The organism is Flavobacterium johnsoniae, from assembly GCF_030388325.1.
Taxonomy (GTDB): domain Bacteria; phylum Bacteroidota; class Bacteroidia; order Flavobacteriales; family Flavobacteriaceae; genus Flavobacterium; species Flavobacterium johnsoniae_C.
Map to the genome: position 1 here is coordinate 1369114 of NZ_CP103794.1, position 20964 is coordinate 1390077.

17 protein-coding genes are annotated in these 20964 nt (G+C 32.0%); 6 read left to right on the top strand and 11 right to left on the bottom strand.

What is annotated here, in order from left to right:
• Window positions 1–178: 178 nt before the first annotated feature.
• The 3 genes from NYQ10_RS06100 to NYQ10_RS06110 all read right to left on the bottom strand — a co-directional run bounded on the left by NYQ10_RS06100 (window position 179) and on the right by NYQ10_RS06110 (window position 5244).
• Complete coding sequence (locus tag NYQ10_RS06100; RefSeq protein WP_289879338.1) at window positions 179–2287, bottom strand: prolyl oligopeptidase family serine peptidase; 2109 nt, start codon at window positions 2285–2287, stop codon at window positions 179–181.
• Between the two features lie 233 nt (window positions 2288–2520).
• Complete coding sequence (locus NYQ10_RS06105; protein ID WP_289879339.1) at window positions 2521–4728, bottom strand: TonB-dependent receptor; 2208 nt, start codon at window positions 4726–4728, stop codon at window positions 2521–2523.
• 162 nt (window positions 4729–4890) lie between these two features.
• Entirely contained in the window at window positions 4891–5244 is a 354-nt protein-coding gene (locus tag NYQ10_RS06110; RefSeq protein WP_289879340.1) for a hypothetical protein, read from the bottom strand.
• 222 nt (window positions 5245–5466) lie between these two features.
• Here NYQ10_RS06110 and NYQ10_RS06115 point away from each other — a divergent pair, with 222 nt between their 5' ends.
• Window positions 5467–6171, top strand: a complete 705-nt coding sequence (locus NYQ10_RS06115; protein ID WP_289879341.1) for a porin family protein — start codon at window positions 5467–5469, stop codon at window positions 6169–6171.
• Here NYQ10_RS06115 and NYQ10_RS06120 read toward each other — a convergent pair.
• A complete protein-coding gene (locus tag NYQ10_RS06120) occupies window positions 6166–6771 on the bottom strand; it encodes a hypothetical protein (RefSeq protein ID WP_289879342.1) in 606 nt (201 codons plus the stop codon). The two genes, NYQ10_RS06115 and NYQ10_RS06120, sit on opposite strands and share 6 nt — an antisense overlap.
• A 133-nt stretch (window positions 6772–6904) precedes the next feature.
• Between NYQ10_RS06120 and NYQ10_RS06125 the strand changes: the two genes are divergently transcribed.
• The 3 genes from NYQ10_RS06125 to NYQ10_RS06135 all read left to right on the top strand — a co-directional run bounded on the left by NYQ10_RS06125 (window position 6905) and on the right by NYQ10_RS06135 (window position 10990).
• Complete coding sequence (locus NYQ10_RS06125; protein WP_289879343.1) at window positions 6905–9373, top strand: bifunctional UDP-N-acetylmuramoyl-tripeptide:D-alanyl-D-alanine ligase/alanine racemase; 2469 nt, start codon at window positions 6905–6907, stop codon at window positions 9371–9373.
• A 68-nt stretch (window positions 9374–9441) separates the two neighbouring features.
• Window positions 9442–9825 carry a large conductance mechanosensitive channel protein MscL gene (mscL, locus tag NYQ10_RS06130; RefSeq protein ID WP_289879344.1) on the top strand — a complete coding sequence of 128 codons (384 nt, stop codon included), beginning with the start codon at window positions 9442–9444 and terminating at the stop codon, window positions 9823–9825.
• 175 nt (window positions 9826–10000) lie between these two features.
• Complete coding sequence (locus NYQ10_RS06135) at window positions 10001–10990, top strand: aspartate-semialdehyde dehydrogenase (protein ID WP_289879345.1); 990 nt, start codon at window positions 10001–10003, stop codon at window positions 10988–10990.
• Between the two features lie 80 nt (window positions 10991–11070).
• Here NYQ10_RS06135 and NYQ10_RS06140 read toward each other — a convergent pair whose 3' ends face one another.
• Window positions 11071–11364, bottom strand: coding sequence for a hypothetical protein (locus tag NYQ10_RS06140; RefSeq protein WP_289879346.1), 294 nt, complete (start codon window positions 11362–11364; stop codon window positions 11071–11073).
• Between the two features lie 214 nt (window positions 11365–11578).
• On the opposite strand from NYQ10_RS06140, the gene NYQ10_RS06145 reads away from it, so the two are divergent.
• Window positions 11579–12127 (top strand): YcxB family protein, encoded by a 549-nt coding sequence (locus tag NYQ10_RS06145; protein WP_289879347.1) that lies wholly within the window; start codon window positions 11579–11581, stop codon window positions 12125–12127.
• 45 nt (window positions 12128–12172) lie between these two features.
• On the opposite strand, the gene NYQ10_RS06150 is transcribed toward NYQ10_RS06145, so the two are convergent.
• From NYQ10_RS06150 to NYQ10_RS06160, 3 genes are all read right to left on the bottom strand, one after another.
• Window positions 12173–12490, bottom strand: coding sequence for a 2Fe-2S iron-sulfur cluster-binding protein (locus tag NYQ10_RS06150; RefSeq protein WP_091490641.1), 318 nt, complete (start codon window positions 12488–12490; stop codon window positions 12173–12175).
• 196 nt (window positions 12491–12686) lie between these two features.
• Entirely contained in the window at window positions 12687–12926 is a 240-nt protein-coding gene (locus tag NYQ10_RS06155; protein ID WP_057116000.1) for a NifU family protein, read from the bottom strand.
• A 70-nt stretch (window positions 12927–12996) separates the two neighbouring features.
• Window positions 12997–14127, bottom strand: coding sequence for an Mrp/NBP35 family ATP-binding protein (locus tag NYQ10_RS06160; RefSeq protein WP_276175520.1), 1131 nt, complete (start codon window positions 14125–14127; stop codon window positions 12997–12999).
• 426 nt (window positions 14128–14553) lie between these two features.
• Here NYQ10_RS06160 and NYQ10_RS06165 point away from each other — a divergent pair, with 426 nt between their 5' ends.
• Window positions 14554–16143 (top strand): L,D-transpeptidase family protein, encoded by a 1590-nt coding sequence (locus NYQ10_RS06165; protein ID WP_289879348.1) that lies wholly within the window; start codon window positions 14554–14556, stop codon window positions 16141–16143.
• 65 nt (window positions 16144–16208) lie between these two features.
• Here the strand turns inward: NYQ10_RS06165 and NYQ10_RS06170 are convergent, their stop codons facing one another.
• The 3 genes from NYQ10_RS06170 to NYQ10_RS06180 all read right to left on the bottom strand — a co-directional run bounded on the left by NYQ10_RS06170 (window position 16209) and on the right by NYQ10_RS06180 (window position 20861).
• Complete coding sequence (locus NYQ10_RS06170) at window positions 16209–18638, bottom strand: ABC transporter permease (RefSeq protein WP_289879349.1); 2430 nt, start codon at window positions 18636–18638, stop codon at window positions 16209–16211.
• A gap of 124 nt (window positions 18639–18762) precedes the next feature.
• A complete protein-coding gene (locus NYQ10_RS06175; RefSeq protein WP_184158257.1) occupies window positions 18763–19470 on the bottom strand; it encodes an ABC transporter ATP-binding protein in 708 nt (235 codons plus the stop codon).
• A gap of 146 nt (window positions 19471–19616) precedes the next feature.
• Window positions 19617–20861 (bottom strand): efflux RND transporter periplasmic adaptor subunit, encoded by a 1245-nt coding sequence (locus NYQ10_RS06180; RefSeq protein WP_289879350.1) that lies wholly within the window; start codon window positions 20859–20861, stop codon window positions 19617–19619.
• Between the last annotated feature and the right edge of the window lie 103 nt (window positions 20862–20964).

Sequence of the window (20964 nt, forward strand, 5' to 3'; positions counted from 1 at the left end):
TCCACGAATTATTTTTTGAAGTTTTGCCACAGATTAAAATGATTGTCACAGATTTTATAAAAATCCATTAAATCCTTTTAATCTGTGGCAAAAAAATAACCACGAATTAAACATTTCTCACAATTTAAATTAGTGGAAATTAGTGTAATTAGTGGCTAAGAAAAATCAGTTTAAAGTCTTACTTTTTAGGTAAAGCTTTAAAACCCATATTGTAAAGCGTAAAAGCTTGAAGATCTACATTTTCTTGAATTGTAGCCGCAACAGATTTTCCTGCTCCGTGACCAGCTTTAACGTCAATTCGAATTAAAACTGGATTTTCTCCAGCTTGTTTTTCTTGTAATTCAGAAGCAAATTTAAAACTATGCGCCGGAACAACACGATCATCATGATCTCCTGTAGTAACCATTGTAGCAGGATATTTAGTTCCTTTTTTAACGTTATGAACAGGAGAATATCCTTTTAAGTATTCAAACATTTCTTTGTTGTCCTGCGCCGTTCCATAATCAAATGCCCAACCTGCACCTGCTGTAAAAGCGTTATAACGAAGCATATCCATAACTCCAACTGCTGGTAAAGCTACCTTCATTAAATCTGGACGCTGCGTCATAGTTGCACCAACTAATAAACCTCCGTTTGAACCTCCGCGAATAGCCAAATAATCAGATGAAGTATATTTTTGTGCAATTAAGTATTCTGCAGCAGCGATAAAATCGTCAAATACATTTTGTTTTTGCAATTTCGTTCCAGCATCATGCCATTTTTTTCCGTATTCACCACCGCCTCTTAAATTGGCAACTGCGTAAACTCCTCCATTTTCCATCCAAACAGCGTTTGAAATACTGAAACTCGGTGTCAAGCTAACATTAAATCCTCCGTAACCGTAAAGAATTGTTGGATTTTTACCATCTAGTTTTGTTCCTTTTTTATAAGTAATAATCATTGGAACTTTTGTACCGTCTTTTGAAGTATAAAATACTTGTTTAGACTCGTAATCTTCGCTTTTAAAATCAACTTTTGGTTTTTCATAAACATCAGATTTACCAGATTTTGGTTCGAAAGAGTAAATGCTTCCTGGAGTTGTGTAATTTGTAAAGCTGTAGTACAAGATTTTTTCATCTTTTTTTCCGCCAAATCCGCCAGCAGATCCAACCGCAGGAAGTTTGATTTCACGAACTAATTTTCCGTTGTAATCGTATTGTTGTACAAACGAAACAGCATCTTTTGTATAATTAGCGAAGAAATATCCTGCTCCAGTTGATGGAGATAAAACATTTTCTGTTTCTTTGATGAAATCTTTCCAGTTTTCTACTTTTGGATTTCCTGCATCTACAGTAACAACGCGCCCATTTGGAGCATTATAATCAGTGTGAATGAATAATTTTGTTCCTTCATTTTCAATAATTGAATTATCAGAATTAAAATTATCTACAATTGTAACAATTGGACTATTTGGTTTAGTCAGATCCTTAATATACAATTCGTTTCCGTAAGTAGAATTAGCAGCAGAAATAATTAAATAACGATCATCTTCGGTAACATAACCTCCAACATATCTTCTTTTTTGATCTCCACCAAAAATTACTTTATCTTCTTTTTGAGAAGTTCCTATTTTATGAAAATACAATTTGTGCTGATCTGTTTTTGCAGATAATTCGCTTCCTTTTGGTTTTTCATAACTAGAATAATAGAAACCTTCATTTCCGTGCCAAGAAATACCGCTGAATTTTACATCAACCAAAGTATCTTCTAAAACTTTTTTAGAAATAGCATCAATAATAATTACTTTTCTCCAGTCGCTTCCGCCTTCAGAAATTGCGTAAGCAGCTTTGTTTCCATCTTTAGAAAAATCTAATCCGCCAAGAGAAGTTGTTCCGTCTTTAGAAAAAGTATTCGGATCTAAGAAAATCTCTTCTTTTCCGTTTTGATCTTTTCTGTAAACAACAGATTGATTTTGAAGTCCGTTGTTTTTAGAATAGTAAGTAAATTTTCCTTCTTTGTATGGAGCACCGATTTTCTCATAGTTCCAAAGTTTTTCCATTCGTTTTTTAAGTTCTTCACGAAATGGAATTTGATTTAAGTAACCATAAGTTACGTCATTTTCAGCTTTTACCCATGCTCCAGTTTCAGCAGATTTGTCGTCTTCAAGCCAACGGTAAGGATCGCTTACCTTTGTGTCAAAATATACATCAACGGTTTCTCCTTTTTTGGTTTCAGGATATTTGATTTTGTTTTGAGCAAAAGAAATTCCCGCAGTTGTGATTGCCATTAATAAAATAGTTTTTTTCATAGTTAATTTTTATCTGTTGTAACAAAAATAGTATTTTCTGTGAGATTGTTGTGTTATTAACCGCAAAGTACGCAAAGTATTCAATATTAATCTCGCAAAGGCGCAGAGACGCAAAGTTTTAAAATTTCTTTGCGACTTCGCGTCTTTGCGAGATTCTTTTAAGCGTTGTTTAATAAAATAAAACTTAGAGAACTTTGCTTAAATTCCTTGAGATATTTGCGGTTAAATAAAATTTATAAGTTAAAATTAACTCCCAAAACAATGTTTCTTCCAATATTTGGAATACCGTCAGTTTTTAATCTCGAAAGGTGCGCAATATATTTTTTATCGAATAAATTGTTTCCGTTTAAGTTAATATCGAAAGCCGTTTTACCCAATTTTACAGTTCCTCCAAAGCCTAAATTTACCAAAGTATAACCTTTAGAAGCAGTTTCAAATCCGCTTACATTATCTTGGCTGAAAGTTGAAGAAACGTTCAAAGAAGCAAAACCTTCGCTTAACCAATTTTTGATATTAAATTCTGTTCTTAATGTATTATTCCAGTTGTTTGCAGGAATTAAAGGCAAATAATCGTCATTATCTTTTTTACCTGTCACAGTTTCAAAACTAGTTTCAAAATGCAACCAATCTAAAGGATGTGGGTGAAAATGCAGACCAACTTCACCACCATACAATTTTGCATTATCTTGAACATAAGCAAAAACATCATTATCGTCACGAATTTCTCCAGTTGGCGAAGTGTAAATATAATTGTTTACGTGATTGTAAAATCCGTTTACAAAGAACTCAAAATGCGTGTTTTTATATTCTAAATTCAAATCTGTCTGAACGTTTTGTTCTGTTTTCAAATTTGCATTTCCAATTTCGTAACGATTTGTTCCTTCGTGAACACCATTTGAAGTCAATTCTGCTAAGTTTGGCGCTCTAAATCCTGTCGCAACATTCAATCGAAGCGTTAACGGTTCAGCCAATTTTGTTTTATAACCTAACGAAGCATTAAAACTGTCAAAAGATTTATCAAGTGGCAAGAAATACCCTTCTTCGCCTTCCGTTCCGTGTGCGATTGAAGTAACATTTCTGTTGTCAAAACGTAATCCAGCTTGCAAAACATTGCTGTTCCATTCGTAATTAGCCGTTCCAAAAACTCCAAAATCGTTTGTTGTAGCGTCTGGAATTAAATATTCTTCACCAGAATTCTTGTTTGTTTGATGCATTCCTTGAACCCCAACAATAGTTTCAATTTTTCCGAATTTTGGAAAATGGTATTTTGCATTATAATTGAAAGTGTTCAATTTCATGTGAAGAGAAGCTTCATTGCTGTCTTCAAATTCGCTTCTGTCGTTTGCGATATATCCTAAATCAACATCTAATTTTGAGTTTTCAAAAAAGATAACATTATTCAAACTCAACAAATGATTGAAAATTCCTTGTCTCGGAAATTGTGTGTCTTTGCTTGAAGATTGTTCTGCAATTCCGTCTTCTGGAATTCCAATATCCAATTTATTGTAATTGTATCTTAAAACGCTAGAAAAAGTGGAGTTGCTGTACCCAATTCCGGTTTTAAAATCAGTTTCGTTGTAACGTGAATTTGTTACGCGGTCGCCATCTGCAATTTTGTAATCAGAATGCGTGTTATATCCTCCTCTAACTAAGAATTTCCAATTATCGGTAGATGTTTTTAATCCGATTGAAGAGTTGCTTCCTTGTGTATTCGTAAAATATTTTTGACTGAAATTAGCTTTAAAATCGCCAGCATCGGCAAATTTTTCAGGATTAAAATATAGAACTCCTCCCAAAGCATCAGAACCATACAATAAAGAAGCTGGGCCTTTAATGACTTCGACACTTTCAATTCCGCCATCATTTAAACCCAAGCCATGTTCGTCTCCAAACTGTTGATTTTCGATGCGAACACCTTGAGAATAAACCAAAACACGATTTCCGCTAAGTCCACGAATAACTGGTTTCCCGATTGAAGTTCCTGTTGAAATTTGCGAAACTCCAGGAATTGTCGCTAAACCTTCAATTAAAGTTGAAGTGCCTTTTTGCTGTAAAGTTTTAATGCTTTCGTGTTCGATTTTCATTACGTTTTGCGATTGCAATTTGTTGAAAGGAGTAGAAACTACGACTTCATCCATTTCTAAAATCGATTCTTCAAGAGTAATGTCTAAGGTGTTTTGTTTTAATAACTTAACAATCGTTTTATTTTGATTGGCATACCCAACATAAGTAAAAGCAAGGCGTAAAGCTCCGTTCGGAAGATTGTTCAATTCGTATTTTCCGTTTGCGTCTGTTGTCGTTCCTTTATGTAATTCTGGAACGTAAACAGAAACTCCTGGCAAAGGTTGATTTTGGTTATCAGTTACCGTTCCTGAAACCGAATTTTGAGCAGAAAGCATGCCCGAAAACCCTAAAATAAGGGCAATTATAAATTTTTTCATTTGAAAATGATGCTATAGTTAATTTGATTTTTTTCTTAGAATGAAAACCAAAAACCAACAATAAAGCATTCTAATCCTAGATTGAAAATATAGGATTAGGAAACTCAATGTTTATTTGAATTTTAATAAAAAGAAATGTGATTTTTTTCGAATAATCGAAACTTAGGAAACTATAACTAAAGGTGGTCCTCGTAAGAAATACGAAGTAGCTGAAATAGAAAAAATCTTCTCTGAAACTGGGAAGAAATAGGGAATTTCTTTTTCAAAAGAATGAAATTGAAATTGAAAAGTTTCTGGAACAATGTAACTTCCAAAAGCAAAATTGCAAACAAAACAAACCTCAAAATCATGATGCTGGTGCGTTATTTCGCCACTTGGATCATTGTAATTATGATGACATTGTTTTTCTGAAAGCTGTTTTACAATATGCTCATAACTGTGTATCGACTGAAACAATATCGAGAACAATATTGTCACAGCAAAAGACAAACTTAATATGAGCTGCTTTCTTTTCATACTCCGCAAAGGTATAAAGATTAAATAGAAAATTAATTTATTTTTTGCCTTTGTAAGCTTGTTTATTGAAAAAAACGCAGCAATTAATTTTGTGAAGCATTAAAAAGAGAATATTTTTATTTCTTCTAGCGACTAGAGAAACCATTATATTATATTTGTATTTGAAATAAATATACTTACAAAACGTTTATTTTTAAATATCTCTAAAACCAAACTTACGATATGCGAATTATTTTCAGCTGTTTATTTTTACTTAGTTTTTTTAACTCTTTTGCACAGGAAGCAGTTAAACCTGAGATAAAACCAGTAGTAAAAATAGATTCTTTATATCGAGAGGATCAGTTTTATTTTTCGGTAACTTATAATATGTTTACTGATATTCCGGTTGATTTTAAGCAAAATAAGTTCTCTCTCGGACTTTCTGGAGGTTTTCTTCGTGATATGCCAATTAATAAATCAAGAACTATTGCTATTGCGACAGGTTTAGGATTAAGTTATCAGAATTATTATCAGAATTTAACTATTTCTCGAGATGCGTCAGGAGGGATTATATACGGCGTAAACGATTCTGGACAATTTGTTTCTAATCGATACAGACAATATTCCGTAGATCTTCCGATAGAATTTAGATGGCGAAATTCAACTTACGAAAGCACCAAATTCTGGCGTATTTACGGCGGTGTTAAATTGAGTTATGTGTTTTCAAATTCTTCCATTTTAGACGATGGCGAAAATACATATAGAATAAACAATAATGCGGCAATCAATAAATTTCAGTACGGACCTTATATTTCCGCAGGTTATAATACTTGGAATGTTTATCTGTATTATGGTTTAAGTCCGTTGTTTAATTCGGCAACCACACTTTCGGGCGAAAAGATCAACATGAAAACCTTAAACGCAGGTTTGATTTTTTACATTTTATAACCACAAGTATAAAAACAAAAGCTGCGGCATTATTCCAGTAAACAGTCCAATTAGAATTTCTCTCGAAGTATGCGCATTCATTTCTAAACGAGACGAAGCTACAATTCCAGATAACAAAATCAATAATGCTGGCCAATACGGATTATGCATTTGAAAGTGAATATTCATACCAATTACAAAAATGGCAAAACCAGAAATGGCAACCATGTGCAAACTTGGCTTTTTCTTGAAAAGCACAAAAACTAAAGCTAAAATTGTACTGAATAAAGCACCAAGAAAAAAGAAATGAAGTTCTGGATAACGAGTAATTACAATACTTCTTTTTACCAATAAAATATATAAAAAACACTGCAATATAAGCGGAACTGTTCTCTCTGAAACTTGACTCAGCATGATCGATTTTACATGCCCTGTTGATTTTAAAAGCAAATAAAACAAAACGGGAACAATTACATTAATTACCGCAATCTGTATTAAAACAAAATATTTTTCTTGCGTACTAAAAATGTCTCCAGCGGCATACAAATAAAACAATGTGGCGTAAACCGATATAAAAATCGGATGTAAAATATAAGAGAAAATAGGAAGTATATTTTTCAAAAGGCTCAAATTTGTTGTATAAAAACAAATATACAGAAATATAAATAAGGAAGAACAGCGGCTTTATTTTTTAAGAATATCACAACTCTTTTCTATCTTTAATGTTTTAATTTTGAAAAAAAGAAATTTCTAAATGAGCATAAATTCAAAAGACCTAATCTCAGTTATAAATGCCAAATTTATTGGCTCAAAAGAAGCTGTTTTAATTGATCATATTTCAATTGACAGCCGTTCGCTGCAAAACGGATCGCAAACTTTATTTTTTGCTTTGTCTGGCGTAAACAACGATGCTCATTTATTTATTCCTGATTTAATCGAAAAAGGGGTTCAGAATTTTGTGGTGCAATATATTCCAGAAAATTGTACTGAAAAAGCTAATTTTTTGGTTGTAGAAAACACCTTAAATGCACTTCAGGAATTTGCAGGATATTATAGAAATCTTTTTCATTTTCCAATTATCGGCTTAACAGGAAGTAACGGAAAAACGATTGTAAAAGAATGGCTTAACTTTTTGCTGAGCCCAGATTACAATATAGTTAGAAGTCCAAAAAGCTATAATTCTCAAGTTGGGGTTCCGCTTTCTGTGATTTCAATTAATGAAAATCACAATTTAGGAATTTTTGAAGCCGGAATTTCTACGGTAAACGAAATGGCTAAATTGGAGAAAATCATCAAACCCAATATCGGAATTTTAACCAGCATTGGTTCGGCGCACGATGAAGGTTTTTTAAATTTAGTTCAGAAGATTGATGAAAAACTGCTTTTGTTCAAAGACTGTCCAATTATTATTTATCAAAAAAATGAAGTTGTAGATTCTTGTTTGACTCAATTTGTAGCAGAATATATGACTCATCCGCGAAAACTTTTTTCATGGAGTTTTACAGATAAAAGTGCAGATGTTTTTGTTCAGAAAAAAGAAATCAAAAACGATCATACACAAATTGAATACCGATACAAAAAGGAAAATTTCAATTTAGAAATTCCATTTAGCGATTCTGCTTCGGTAGAAAATGCGATTTCTTGTTTATTGGTTTTACTTCATTTTAATTACGATCAAACTACGATTCAGAATAGAATCGAAATGCTGTATCCCGTTCAAATGCGTTTGGAAGTAAAAAACGGAATTAACAATTGCAGTATTATTGATGATAGTTACAGTTCTGATTTTCAGTCTTTAAAAATCGCTTTGGATTTTTTAGAAAGCCAAAAGAAGAACGCGTCTAAAACCGTTATTTTGTCGGATATTTTTCAAAGTGGTTTTTCTAACGAAGAACTTTATTCGAAAGTAGCCGATTTAATTGCTTCTAATAAAATAAATCGCGTCATCGGAATTGGAGAAACTATTAGTGCTTTCGCGGATAAATTTTCAAACATTATTATTTTTCCAACTAAAAATGAATTTATTGATGCCATTGAAAGTTTAAATTTTCACAATGAAACTATTTTGGTAAAAGGCGCAAGATCTTTTCATTTTGAAGAAATTGTGTCGCTTCTGGAAGAGAAAACGCATGAAACAGTTCTCGAAATTAATCTGGATGCCATTAGTCATAACTTCAATTATTTCAAGTCAAAACTGGCTCCAAACGTCAAAATGATGGTCATGGTAAAAGCTTTTGGTTACGGAAACGGAGGTTTGGAGATTGCCAAATTATTAGAACATCATAAAGTAGATTATTTAGGTGTCGCTTTCGCGGATGAAGGAATTTCGTTGAAAAATGGCGGAATAAAATTGCCAATAATGGTTTTAAATCCAGAATCGACAAGTTTTCCATCTATCATTCAATATCAATTAGAACCTGAAATTTACAGTATAAAAGGTTTAAATGCCTTTTTGAAAATTGCTCGTGAAAAGAATCTGAAAGATTTTCCAATTCATATTAAAATTGATACCGGAATGCATCGTTTAGGTTTTGAAGAAAATACGCTTCAAGAATTAATTAATACTTTAAAAGGAAATTCGACCGTTCGAGTTCAAAGTGTACTTTCGCATTTAGCAACCAGCGACGATCCAAAACATTATGATTTTGTCAATCAGCAAATTGCTTTGTTTGAAAAATTATCTTCAAGATTGATTTCAGAATTGAATATCAATCCAATTCGCCATATTTTAAATACATCTGGAATCAGCAATTTTCCAAAGGCACAATATAATATGGTACGTTTAGGAATTGGTTTATACGGAGTTTCCAACGATTCATCAGAACAAAAATATTTGGAAAATGTTGGAACTTTAAAGTCGATTATTTCTCAAGTTAGAACGATTCCCGCGGGCGATAGCGTGGGTTACGGACGCCGTTTTATGGCAGAAAAAGAAACTAAAATTGCCACAATTCCAATTGGTTATGCTGACGGAATTGCAAGGTTATGGGGAAATGAAGTCGGTTTTGTAGTAATAAAAAATCAAAAAGCCAAAATTGTCGGAAGTGTTTGTATGGATATGCTGATGGTAAACGTGACAGAAATAGATTGTAAAGAAGGCGATTCTGTAATTATTTTCGGCGAAAGCCCAACCGTTATTGAGATGGCTGAGGCTTTAAAAACAATTCCGTATGAGATAATGACCAGTATTTCGCAGCGTGTAAAACGTGTATTTTTTAGATAATTTTAAGAATTTCAAATAAAATTACGTATTTTCGAGATTCATTTAATATTCAACTAAACAGATCAAATATGGGATTTTTTTCAGAATTTAAGGCATTTGCAATGAAAGGCAACGTGGTTGACCTTGCTGTTGCAGTAATTATTGGAGCTGCTTTTGGTAAAATTGTTAGTTCATTTATTGAAGACGTAATCACACCATTAGTGTTAAAACCAGCGCTAGATGCGGCTCATTTATCGAGAATAGAAGATTTAACAGCTTTTGGCGGCGTAAAGTACGGATTGTTTCTATCAGCCGTTATCAACTTTTTAATTGTAGCCTTTGTTTTGTTTTTGATTATCAAAGGAATTAATAGTCTTAAAAAGAAAGAAGAACCAGCACCAAACCAACCTGCAGCACCAACTCAGGAAGAATTGCTTACACAAATTAGAGATTTGTTGAAAAACAAACAATAAGATATAATACCGCTACACTAAGTCTAACTTAACCGCCTTCTAAAGAGGCGGTTTTTTTACAAAATGTTTATTTTGTAACATTTTGTTATTTTTTGTGAATCACCTTGCAGAGACTTTTATATTACTTACTTTTGCAGTACAAATTAGATTAATTGATTTATTTAAACATATAAAAATGAGAATTGCAGTTGTAGGAGCTACCGGAATGGTTGGCGAAGTAATGCTTAAAGTTTTAGCGGAAAGAAATTTTCCTGTTACAGAATTAATTCCTGTTGCGTCTGAAAGATCAGTAGGAAAAGAAATTGAATATAAAGGAACAAAATATAAAGTAGTTGGTTTACAAACAGCAGTTGATATGAAAGCTGATATTGCAGTTTTCTCAGCTGGTGGAGATACTTCGTTAGAATGGGCACCAAAATTTGCTGCTGCTGGAACAACCGTTATTGACAACTCTTCTGCATGGAGAATGGATCCGACTAAAAAATTAGTAGTTCCAGAAATCAATGCTTCTGTTTTAACTAAAGAAGATAAAATTATTGCAAATCCAAACTGTTCTACAATTCAGATGGTTTTGGCTTTGGCTCCTTTGCACAAAAAATACAATATTAAAAGAATTATCGTTTCTACGTACCAATCTATCACTGGAACTGGTGTAAAAGCGGTAAAACAATTAGAAAACGAATACGCTGGAGTTCAAGGTGAAATGGCATACAAATATCCAATTCACAGAAATGCAATTCCACATTGCGATAGTTTCGAAGAAAACGGATACACTAAAGAAGAAATGAAATTAGTTCGCGAAACTCAAAAAATTCTTGGTGATAACACGATTAGAGTTACAGCTACTGCAGTTCGTGTGCCAGTTGTAGGCGGACATAGCGAAGCAGTAAACGTTGAGTTTACAAATGATTTTGAAGTAAATGAAGTTCGTGAAATCCTTCACAATACAGATGGAGTAGTGGTACAAGATAATTTAGATACGTTTACTTATCCAATGCCATTATATGCAGAAGGTAAAAATGATGTTTTTGTTGGAAGAATCCGTCGTGACGAAAGCCAACCAAATACATTAAACATGTGGATTGTTGCTGATAACTTAAGAAAAGGTGCTGCAACAAACACAATCCAAATTGCTGAATATTTAATTCAAGCTGGTTTGGTGTAAGTTGAGAGATTAAAGAAAATTGTTATAAAGAGAAAACCGTAATTGCAGTGATGTAATTACGGTTTTTTTATTGGAATAAATTATTTTTTCATCGACTCTTTTGCGCATTCCATTGCAATTTTAGTTAGAATCGCTTCATTTTCAGTTTTTTCGACATCATTAGGTAAAATGTTTTGCTTTTTTATCTTCTCCGTCATACAGTTAACCATTTCCGTAGCTTCCTGGTCAGAAACTTTATCTTCACCACTTGTCATTTCTTCTTTTGCAAGTTTTTTGAATTCAGCTTCTACTTCTGGTGTCCATTCATTTTTATTGCATGAAAATAATGCGAATGCGACAACTGCAATACTAATGTAATTTAGAATTTTTTTCATTTTAAAATATTTTTGATTGGCTGAGGAATAAACGAACTGTTTATATCCTCAAATTTTTGCAAAAATATTTGTAATAGATGTTTTGTATAGCCGCTAAAAGGTTTTTGAATAATAAAATAGGGTATTTAAAATGACTTAATATGATAGTTTTAAGACTTGTGAAGGTAGTTTGTTTTTTAACGTGAAATTATTTTTGTGTTTCAAAATATTATTGATGGAACTGAACTACAGCTTAACAGAAAACGATTATTTACAACAGCAATTATATTTAGCATCAAAAAGTGAACAAATAAAAAAACAGAGGAGAATAACAAAAACGTTCGTAATCTTAGTATTGGTAATTTTAGGTTTTTTTCTTTATGTGAATGAAAATTTACTTGAAGCGTATTGCTGTGGAGTTACTGCTGTAATCTATTTTTTTCTTTTCCCATTTTATCAGAAGAAATTTTATCAAAGAGTTTTTAAAAAATATGTCATTGAGAATTTTAAAAATAGAATAGGAATCGTGACAAAAATAAAATTTAAAGAAGATGTATTAGAAGTTTTCAATGAAGGAATCGGAAAATCGGAATTCAATTTTTCTGTGCTAAAGAATATAAGCGAAATCAAAGATTATTTTTTTATTGCTTTCAAAACAGGAGAAAGTTTTATGATTCCGAAATTACAAATTGGAAATATCGAAGAATTGCGTTGCAAATTAAAATCAATTGCAGAAAATTTGAAAATAGATTTTATTTCTGAGCTAGATTGGAAGTGGAAATAAGTCATAAAAAAAAGCGAGAATCAAATTCTCGCTTTTCTATTATTTTTAGTATTCTGGAGCCAATTCTAATTCCAAACCTTCTAAATCTTCAGTAATTGGAATCTGACATCCTAAACGGCTATTAGATTTTACATAAAATGCTTCCGAAAGCATTGCTTCTTCATCATCTCCCATTTCTGGTAATGCAACGTCATTTAGAACATAACATTGGCAAGAAGCGCACATTGCCATTCCGCCGCAAGTTCCTTCAACAGGAAGTTCGTATGCTTTGCATAACTCCATTATATTCATTGCCATATCAGTAGGAGCCTGTAATTCGTGTATAACTCCTTCTCGATCTTTAATCTTGATTAATACATCCATTTTAAATTATTGGAATTTTATTTTAGAATTTGAAAACGTGCTCAAATTCTGTAATTAATTTTAAATTTTTCGATTACTGTTTTGGGCTTTTTATAATGCGATAATGATGAAAAAGATATTTTGATGTTTATGTAAACATCAGAAATTCTTACCGATTCGCTGTAAAAACATTAGTCGAAAAAAACAATCTGGTTTATTACATAATATTTACCACAGTTTCAATCTGTGGCGCATATTTTTTTATTGTTGTTTCAACTCCTGCTTTCAGTGTCATTTGATTTACGCTGCAGCTAATACAAGCCCCTTCCAAACGAACTTTTACATGTTTGTCATCTTCGATAGAAATTAATGAAATATCTCCACCATCAGATTTTAAAAATGGTCTTATCTCGTCTAAGGCCAATAAAACATTATTTGTTAATTCTTCTGTTGTCATAATATTTAATGTGTAAATTATGAAAATGTGACAATTAGAAAATTATCTAATTGACAGATTATCTCATTATCTAATTTTTCTTAACTGCCGAACAACCCGCCATTGTTGTAATTTTGATGGCTTCTGTTGCTGGTAAGCTTTCGTTTCTGTTTACTGTTTCTTGCACCACATTTCTTGTGATTTCTTCGAAAACTTTTTCTATTGGAGAAGCTGTTTGTAATGCAGCCGGACGACCGTAATCTCCTGCTTCACGAATAGATTGAACAATTGGAACTTCTCCTAAAAACGGAACGTCTAAGTCTTGAGCAAGGTTTTTAGCACCTTCTTGTCCAAAGATATAGTATTTGTTTTCAGGCAATTCTTCTGGTGTAAAGTACGCCATATTTTCGATAATTCCCAAAACAGGAACATTGATATTATCCTGCATGAACATTGCAACTCCTTTTTTAGCATCTGCAAGAGCTACAGCTTGCGGAGTACTTACTACAACAGCTCCAGTAATTGGAAGTGACTGCATGATAGATAAGTGAATATCTCCAGTTCCAGGAGGTAAATCAAGTAACATAAAATCTAATTCTCCCCAATCTGCATCAAAAATCATTTGGTTTAAAGCTTTTGCAGCCATTGGACCTCTCCAGATTACGGCTTGACTTGGAGCTGTAAAAAATCCGATTGAAAGCATTTTGATTTCATAACTTTCGATAGGTTTCATTTTTGATTTTCCATCGACAGTAATAGAAACTGGTTTTTCGTTTTCAACATCAAACATAATTGGCATCGAAGGACCGTAAATATCAGCATCTAAAACCCCAACTTTAAAACCCATTTTTGCAAGTGTAACAGCTAAATTTGCTGTAACGGTAGATTTTCCTACTCCTCCTTTTCCAGAAGCAACTGCAATAATATTTTTGATTCCAGGAATTGCGCGACCTTTTATTTCAGGTTTTTCTGGAGATTCTACTTTAATGTTTACTTTAACTTTTGCGTCAGGCGATATTAATTCGTGAATTGTTTTTTTGATATCGTCTTCGGCTCTTTTTTTAATGTGCATTGCAGGTGTGTGCAATACAAGGTCTACTACAGCTTCATCTCCAAATGTAATAACATTGGTTACAGCGCCGCTTTCAACCATATTTTTTCCTTCTCCAGCAATAGTAATTGATTCTAAAGCTTTAAGAATTTCTTTTCTATCTAATTTCATTGTAATGGGCTATTTTTCTATTCGCAGAATCCTGTTTTTAAAGATTATACTTATTTAAACCGAATTCAGGGTGCAAAGATAACAGATTAAGTTCGGAATTAAGCGATTTTAAATTGTAATTATTGATAGAGAGATTATTCAAAATTATGTAAGATCATTTTTAAAGTACTTTTTGAGGTTCAATTGATTATATGATGAAAAGGTTTTTTCTGAATTGGCTTTAATTTTTTGAAAAATAAAGATTAATTTTTGTCAAAATTTTCTGTTTTTTAGCGCTAAAATCTCACAAATCTTGTGTATATTTGATTGCCCAAATCGATGATTTCCAGATGAAAAAAAGAATACGAAAACTTGTTTTTCTAGAAGTGTTTTTTGGGTTTTCGATATTTTTTTGAAGTTATTTTCTTTCACTTAAACTTTAGAAATATGCGAAATTTTACTTTTTCTACTATTATTATTGCGATTAGCTTTTTGATGTTTTCGTTTAACTCATTTCCTGAGAAAACTAAAATGAAAGAAACAGCTAAAAATGCTTTTATTATTACGATAGACGCAACTTCTATAAATGCGTTTTTTAAAAAATATCCTAAACTAAAAAAGTATCAGAAAGAGGTTGAAGATGTTTACAAAGCAAAACAATACAAATCTATTTGGTATGATGATGATAAGATAACCGAATTTGGGGCATTATTATACCAGAAAGTAAACGTGCTGAAAGATCAGGGAATAGACAGTAAGATGCCTTATAAAGAAATAATCGATCAAGCCTTTAACGAAAGCGATAATATTGATCCGCCGCAGATGGATACAGAACTTCTGCTTACAAGTATGTACATTTTTTATGCGAGTAATGTTTATTCTGGTGTAGATCCTGCAACTTTAAAAAAAATAGGTTGGTATTTGCCTGCTAAAAGTATTTCGTATTCTAAAATTTTAGATTCTTTAATTGTCGATACAAACAGATTGAATGAAGATGACAATCTTTTATTTAGCCAATATTACAAATTGAAAGATGCTTTAAAAAAATATCGCAAAATAGAAACCGATAATCTTTGGCAAAAAATAACAATAGATAGCGCAACCTTTAAAGAATTAAGACCCGATGACACAGCCGTGGCGATTAAGCAAATTAGAAATCGTTTGTATGTTACGGGAGATTTGAAGCAGGATTCTAAAAGCAATGTTTATGATGAAGAACTGATGGCTGGAATTTTAAATTATAAAAAAAGATATAATCTAAAATTGAATTATGTTATAACGAGAGATCATATCAATCAGTTTAACGAGCCAATTAGCAAGAGAATAAAAACGATAATGCTGAATATGGAAAGATGCAGATGGATTCCGACCAATTTGTCTAAAGCAAGTGAATATGTAATGGTTAATATTCCGTCGTTTAGAATGTTTTATGTGAAAGATGGACAATACGCACTCGTTTCGGATATTTTTGTCGGCAATAGATTGAGCGAAACTGTGATATTTAGCGGTATGATGGATCGAATCGTTTTTAGTCCGTATTGGTATGTGCCGAACAGCATTATTCAAAATGAATTAAAACTACAGATGGCAAGAGATAAAAACTATCTGGCAGAAAATAATATGGAATGGAATGGAGGCAAAGTGAGACAAAAACCTGGCCCTAAAAATTCATTAGGATTGGTGAAATTTATGTTTCCAAATCCGAATGATATTTACATGCATGATACGCCTGCAAAAAGTTTGTTCGAGTTTGAAAAACGTACTTTTAGTCATGGATGCATAAATGTAAAAGAAGCAAAGAATCTTGCGCTAGCGATTTTAAAAGACGATCCAGATTGGCCAGCAGATAAAATTGACAAAGCGATGAGTGGCGAAAAAGAAACAACTTGTATGCTTAAAAATAAAATTCCGGTTTATATTGGCTATTTTACAGCTTGGGTTCAGGATAATGGTGAAGTTAATTTTTTTCCAGACGTTTACGATAGAGATGAAAGTTTAGATAAACTTCTTTATTCTGATGCTGTAACAATGAATTGAAAATAAAAGCCCGGCAGACTTAACTGAAATCTGCCGGGCTTCTTAAAAAAAAATGGTCTACAAGCTTATTCGTATTTTAAATATTTTAAAACGTCAATTTTAGTTACTTGATATGCCTTTGTTAGTACAATTATTAATGTTAGAATTACTAAAGAAATAAGTGCGACTGTAAACGGCACAACAGAAATATTAATTCTGAAAGCAAAATCCTCAAGCCATTTTTGCAATAAAATATAAGCAGGTACTATTCCGATAGCGAATCCCATAAAACAGAAAACGATATATTGTTTCGACAATTCTTTTAGCAAAATATCTGTTTCCGCACCCAGCGTTTTTCTAATTGCAATTTCTTTCAATCTTCTCTCCATCGAAAATGATGCCAAAGCGAACAATCCGAACACAGCAATTATAATTACAACTAAATTTAAGATAAAAAATAGGTTTTTTTGTTTGATTTGTTCTTCATAAGTTCTTGCAAATCCTTTGTTAACAAATTCGTAATCAAAAGGATAGTCTGGATTTACATTTTTCTCCCAATAAGATTTCAATTTTTCTAACGTTTCTGTTAAATTATTTGGAGAAACCTTTACGAGCACATTATTAAAGTTATTCCACTTTAAAGTTTTCAAGTTGATAAAAACCATTGGAGGTATTTTATTTTGAAGTCCCATTAAATTGAAATCTTTTACAACTCCTACAATTTTAAATTTTAAATTTCCTTTTTCATTTCCCCAGCCAGAACTTATAATAGTATTTACAGGATTTTTAAGCCCTAAATTTTTAACTAAAGCTTCATTTACAAGCCAATTTTCTATAGTGTCAGATGCAAATTGTGGAGACAAATCTCGACCTTCAACAATTTTAATTTTCATCATATCCAAAAAGCCAAAATCCATTTCGATGTTTTTAGGCTGTACAAAAATGCCTTTGTGAGAGAATCCAGAACTTGAACCGCTGTTGTTTCCAAAAGTACCTGCAAAAGTAGAAACCTCTACAACTCCAGATATTTTCTGTATTTCTTGTTTAGCGGTTAAATATTCTTGCGTTCTTTTGCTTCTGTCTGGGGTATTAAAAGGAATCGAAATTACCTGATCACCTTTAAAACCAAGATCTTTATTTATCATATAATCTACTTGCGAATTTACAATTAGCGCGCCGATGATAAAGAATGCTGCGATTCCGAATTGAAAAATAAGCATAGAGTTACGAATCCAGATACCGCTTTTGCTCCTAGAAAAATTACCTTTTAAAACTTTTAAAGTTTCGAAATTTGAGATATAAATGGCAGGGAAAATACCAGCAAGAATGATTACTAATCCAAATATAAAAATGAGCTGCAGGTAAAATTCACTGCCATTCATAGTCAAATTTTTCTTTAAAAATGTATTGTAATATGGTAAAGAAAGTTCGACAATTGCCAAGGCAAACAAAATCGCTAGCGTAACAATTATAGCAGTTTCAAAAATAAATTGTCTAACAATTTGATTTTTTGAAGCTCCGACAATTTTACGAACTCCAACTTCTTTAGCACGTTTGATTGCCGATGCAGTTGCTAGATTAATATAGTTAACCAATGATAAAACTAAAATAAGGATAGATAAACCAGCCATGATGTATAATAGCTTCAAATTACCAATTCCTTCAGGAAAATTTTGACCATTAGAGCTTTTTGTACCATGTAAACGAGCTGTTTTTAATTGGTCAATAATAACTGTAATTTCACCATTTTCTTTTACATATTGCTCTACCGTTTGTCCATTTTCTTTGGCATCTTTTACTGTTCGGTTTACAAAATTTACATTTTGCATTTTCTTTAAAACAGCATCTGGATCTGCACCGTCTTTAATTTTTACTAATAAACCGTAATTGAAATTTCCCCAGCTATTTGCGTCGCTTTCTCTTTTGATACCGCTAAAAACATAAGATGGTTCAATAGATGAAGGTTCTGTAATATGATAAATAGCCTTTACAGTGAAAGTTAAGCTATTGAATGATATAGATTTACCGATAGGATTCTCATCCTTAAAAAGAAGTTTTGCTTGTAAATCAGAAATAGCAACACTGTTTTTTTCTTTTAGAATGTTTTGCTTTGCACCATTTACGATTTCAAAAGGAAAGAAGTCAAAGAAATTCTCATCTGAAATCATGATATCTTTCACAAGTAATTTTCGTCCTTGATATTTGATGATATCTTCGTCATACCAACTATTAAAAAAGCACACTTTTTCTATTTCCGGAATAGTAGTTTTACAAGTTTCTCCAAACGGAATCGAATTTGATGCCCAAGTATCTCCAGTGGCTCCAATTTTATTTAAGACTTGATAAATCTTTTCTTTTCCAGGGTTCCATTGATCATAAGAGTGTTCGTTGTTCCAATAAAGAATGGCGAAAATAACAGATGCAATTCCGATGCTTAATCCAAGAACATTTAGAAGAGAAAAAAGTTTGCTCTGTTTTAAATGATAAATAAATATTTTAAACCAGTTAAAAATCATGGTGTTTGTTTTTAGTTAAATGAGTTTTAAATTGTAAAGATTTTTTTAAAGCATTGTAAAAATTTTGCAGACAAATTCTACCAGAACTACGAGTGCAGTAACAATAATTTTAATCATGATTTCTTTATTTAGCGTCCATAAAAACATCAACATTTCTCTGATTTAATTTCTCAGAAAATATAACTCCGTCTTTCATATGAATCGTTCTTTGCGAAAAAGAAGCATCATAATCAGAGTGGGTAACCATCAAGATTGTAGCGCCTTTAGCGTGCAAATCGGTTAAAAGTTCCATTACTTCATTACCGTTTTTACTATCTAAGTTTCCAGTAGGCTCATCGGCAAGAATAATTTTCGGATCATTTACTAAAGCTCTTGCAACGGCAACTCTTTGCTGTTGTCCTCCAGAAAGCTGTTGCGGAAAATGTTTCAAACGATGAGAAATATTTAATTTTTCTGCAATGGCTTCAATTTTCTGTTTTCTTTCAGAAGCTTTTACGTTGTTATAAAGAAGAGGCAATTCGATATTATCGTAAACAGAAAGCTCGTCGATTAGGTTGAAGTTTTGAAAAATAAAACCAATGTTTTCTTTTCTCACTTGCGCTCTTCCTTTTTCTTTAAGACCAATCATTTCTTGATCTAACAATTTATAACTTCCGTCGTTTGCACTATCTAGAAGTCCGATGATATTCAGTAAAGTCGATTTTCCGCAGCCAGAAGGTCCCATAATAGTTAAAAAATCTCCTTTTTTAATTTCTAAATTGATTCCGCTCAAAGCAGCAGTTTCTATTTCTTCTGTTCTAAAAACTTTGGTTAAATTCTGAATTGTGATCATAATTTTTTAAGGTTTTGAAATGTTATTAAAAACGTTTTTTGATTGATGATTGAAACGATGATTGTGTTTTTTTGTTTTTGTTTGTTTCAGGTTTCAAGTTTCAGGTTGTTCGGTGCGCTAACCTGAAACCTGAAACTTGAAACAAATTATTCTTTTATAAGCGAAAGCTCTTCAATATCTTTATAGTCAGAATAAGAAGAAGTTATCACAGATTCGCCTTCTTTTAATCCTTCAAGAACTTCATAATAAGAAGGATTTTCGCGTCCTAATTTTATATTTCTTCGTTCGGCTTTATTTCCTTTTACTACAAAAATCCATTTTCCTGCCGCTTCTTGATTAAAAGTTCCTCTCGGAATTACAAGTGTTTTGTTTTTTTCAGACAAAATCAGTTTTACGCCAAAGCTAAGTCCGTCTTGTAAAACAATATTTTCTTTTGATGTGAAAGCCAACTCTACTGTAAAATGTCCGCTTTTTACTTCTGGAATTACTTTTGTAACTACAACTTCCAGATTTTTTCCTTTAAATTCAACTTGACCTTTTAAGCCTTCTCTAATTTTTTCTAAGTAAAATTCATCAACTTCAGCGGCTAATTTGTAACCTTTATTAGAATCAATTTTACCGATGCTTGCTCCAGCTTGAAAAGATTTTCCTAAAACAGGTTCAAAAGAAGTCAATCTTCCCGTTTCTGGCGCTGTAATCAAAAAGTTCTTTTTGTTATTTCTTAGAATATCCAAGCTTTTTTCCATAGTTTGAATGGATCGGTTAATTTGAGAAATCTGAACTTGATTGCTTTGTTTTTCTTTCTGAACACTTTGCAAAATCGTTCTTTTTCTTTCTTCCTGAAAACGAAGACTTTCTTTAAAAGTATTCCAATCATTTTTAGAAATCACGTCTTTTTCGTAAAGTTTGGCGTTCATGTCATATAATCTTTTGGCATCATTATAATCGTGTTCGATTAAAACCAAATCTTTAGTCAAGTTTAATTCTTGATTTCTGATGTTTAATTTTCCTGTATTTAAGTTGTTGATTTGCTCAATTATAGCAGTTTCTTGAGTCAAATAATTTAATTCTGTATTTGGGTTGTATAAACGAGCCAACGACTGTCCTTTAGTAACCATTGCGCCATTTTCTACAAAAATTTCTTTTACAGAACCGCCTTCAGTAACATTTACCAGCATAACATTCAATGGCTCAACTTTTGCCTGAAAAACTACAAAATCTTCAAAAAAGGCTTTTTCTGCTTTTTGAATTACCAATTCATCAGCTTTTACATTTAAAGTTCTTTTTGAATTGAAAGCAAAAGCCACGATAACAACCAAAACTAAAAAAACAGCAATTGCTATTGTGAGATATCTAATTTTTTTATTTTTACGAGGAATTATCTTGTCCATTTTTTTAATATTTTACTGATAATCAATAGGTAAATACTGTGCCAGTAAATTTATTATTTGTAAAGTGTTGATTTTAAAGAAGCTTTCAAAACCACTATAAAAA

Excerpts from the sequence above, each read along its gene's own strand:
- NYQ10_RS06100 (WP_289879338.1), bottom strand. The coding sequence starts at position 2,287 with ATGAAAAAAACTATTTTATTAATGGCAATCACAACTGCGGGAATTTCT.
- NYQ10_RS06105 (WP_289879339.1), bottom strand. The coding sequence starts at position 4,728 with ATGAAAAAATTTATAATTGCCCTTATTTTAGGGTTTTCGGGCATGCTT.
- NYQ10_RS06110 (WP_289879340.1), bottom strand. The coding sequence starts at position 5,244 with ATGAAAAGAAAGCAGCTCATATTAAGTTTGTCTTTTGCTGTGACAATA.
- NYQ10_RS06115 (WP_289879341.1), top strand. The coding sequence starts at position 5,467 with ATGCGAATTATTTTCAGCTGTTTATTTTTACTTAGTTTTTTTAACTCT.
- NYQ10_RS06125 (WP_289879343.1), top strand. The coding sequence starts at position 6,905 with ATGAGCATAAATTCAAAAGACCTAATCTCAGTTATAAATGCCAAATTT.
- mscL (WP_289879344.1), top strand. The coding sequence starts at position 9,442 with ATGGGATTTTTTTCAGAATTTAAGGCATTTGCAATGAAAGGCAACGTG.
- NYQ10_RS06135 (WP_289879345.1), top strand. The coding sequence starts at position 10,001 with ATGAGAATTGCAGTTGTAGGAGCTACCGGAATGGTTGGCGAAGTAATG.
- NYQ10_RS06140 (WP_289879346.1), bottom strand. The coding sequence starts at position 11,364 with ATGAAAAAAATTCTAAATTACATTAGTATTGCAGTTGTCGCATTCGCA.
- NYQ10_RS06145 (WP_289879347.1), top strand. The coding sequence starts at position 11,579 with ATGGAACTGAACTACAGCTTAACAGAAAACGATTATTTACAACAGCAA.
- NYQ10_RS06150 (WP_091490641.1), bottom strand. The coding sequence starts at position 12,490 with ATGGATGTATTAATCAAGATTAAAGATCGAGAAGGAGTTATACACGAA.
- NYQ10_RS06155 (WP_057116000.1), bottom strand. The coding sequence starts at position 12,926 with ATGACAACAGAAGAATTAACAAATAATGTTTTATTGGCCTTAGACGAG.
- NYQ10_RS06160 (WP_276175520.1), bottom strand. The coding sequence starts at position 14,127 with ATGAAATTAGATAGAAAAGAAATTCTTAAAGCTTTAGAATCAATTACT.
- NYQ10_RS06165 (WP_289879348.1), top strand. The coding sequence starts at position 14,554 with ATGCGAAATTTTACTTTTTCTACTATTATTATTGCGATTAGCTTTTTG.
- NYQ10_RS06170 (WP_289879349.1), bottom strand. The coding sequence starts at position 18,638 with ATGATTTTTAACTGGTTTAAAATATTTATTTATCATTTAAAACAGAGC.
- NYQ10_RS06175 (WP_184158257.1), bottom strand. The coding sequence starts at position 19,470 with ATGATCACAATTCAGAATTTAACCAAAGTTTTTAGAACAGAAGAAATA.
- NYQ10_RS06180 (WP_289879350.1), bottom strand. The coding sequence starts at position 20,861 with ATGGACAAGATAATTCCTCGTAAAAATAAAAAAATTAGATATCTCACA.